Raw genomic sequence first — 1,565 nt, 5'->3', positions numbered from 1 at the left:
CTCCAGAACATGCCTCAGCCGGTCGAACTCGTCGGCTTCCGTGTCGGCGTCACCCCGGCCGAGAAGCGGACCGACCGCAACGGCAACGAGAAGATCATGGGCGGTACGGCCTGGTACCAGGCGGACGAGATCCGCTCCCTGTCGGCGGTGCCGACCGGCCGCAAGTCTGCGGAGGCCTGACCGTGTCGAACGCGGACTCCCTCCGGCTCGCTCCCCTGGTCGTCGGCCTCGCCCTCGTGGCGCTGGCGGCCTGGGGGGCGGTCGCCCTCTTCCTCACCACCTACCGGTACATCCGCGCAACCCCGCTCCAGCGTCGCCGGATGCGCCACGCCTGGAAGATCGCCCGCCGCTGGCGTCGCCTCGCTCCGAACCTCGGCCTGGCTCGCGTCGACGAGAACACCAAGGGCGTCAAGGACCTGAACGGCAAGGTCAAGAAGCCCGTCACGGTCGTCCCCCGGCTCAAGGTCTTCCCCGAACCGTGGGGCATCCGGGCCGTACTCCAGACCATCCCCAAGGTCGGCATCGACGAGGTGGACAAGGCCGCTGGCTGGCTCGCCGACGCCTGGGACTGCCAGACGATCGAGGTCAAGCGGCTGGCTGCCGGACTCGTCGAGATCACCGGCATCGTCGGGAACCCCCTCGACGAACACCAGCCGTACGTCTGGCCCGAGACGGCTGACTGGGTCCTGCCGATGGGCCACAACCCCTGGATGCGCCAGGTCGGAATCCCGCTCAAACAGCTCTCCGGGATCAAGGTCGCGGGCATGCCCGGCTACGGCAAGACCATGCTCATGCTCGCCTGGATGGCCTCCCTCGCCAACCGAGCATCCGTCCAGTTCGCCGTGTTCGACGGCAAGACCGCCGACCCTCGATACGGCGACTGGGGAGAGGCCGGAGCACGCGCCATGTTCGTCGTCGGCGACAACCCCGAGACGGCCAACCAGCGCTTGACCGACCTCGTCCGACTGATCAAGGACCGCCCGGCCGCGCTGGTCGAGGAACGCGGCACCCACAAGTTCTGGAAGCAGGGCCCGACCGAGACCAACCCCTTGGTCCTGGTGCTCATGGACGAGTGCCACAACTACAGCGACACCAAGGGCCTGACCGGCAAAGACAAGCAAGTGATCGAGTCTAACCAACGCATGATGCAGACCATCTCGAAGGAAGGTCGCGGCCTCGGCGTCATCGGGATCTTCGGCACCCAGAAGCAGACCGGCGACGCCATCCCGACCGCCGTGCGCGACAACCTCGAAGTCGGTGTCTGCTTCCCGACCTTCACCATCGATGCCGCTGAGGCCGCGCTCGGTGCAGGCATCCGCAAGGACGACGCCAACGACCCGAGCGCCATGGTCGACAAGGAACGCTTCACCGGCGTCTGCGTCGTCACCGGTGTCCCCGGCCTGGGTGGTCACTACGACCGAATCCGCGTCGGCGACCTCGACGAAGACGGCCTTCCCGGCTGGATCGCCAACACGGCACACCTTCGACGCGACATCATCCCCGCGGCTGCCCCCGTCGTTCGCGACGTCTCGACCGCGCAGGCGGATGAATCCGCCGGCGCTTCC

General features: G+C 67.7%; 2 protein-coding genes. Both read left to right on the top strand.

Translation table 11 applies throughout. From position 1 onward, the window contains the following. Window positions 1-180, top strand: a 180-nt coding sequence (locus ACFU9E_RS35455) for a hypothetical protein (RefSeq protein WP_380715699.1), incomplete at its 5' end; no start/stop codon positions are given. 2 nt (window positions 181-182) lie between these two features. Beyond that, on the top strand, window positions 183-1,565 hold a 1,383-nt coding region (locus ACFU9E_RS35450; RefSeq protein WP_380715697.1), incomplete at its 3' end, for a hypothetical protein.

Source organism: Kitasatospora sp. NPDC057595 (assembly GCF_042800875.1).
GTDB lineage: Bacteria > Actinomycetota > Actinomycetes > Streptomycetales > Streptomycetaceae > Kitasatospora.
Note: the sequence above shows the minus strand (reverse complement) of the source record. Positions and strands in the feature narration are given on the sequence as shown.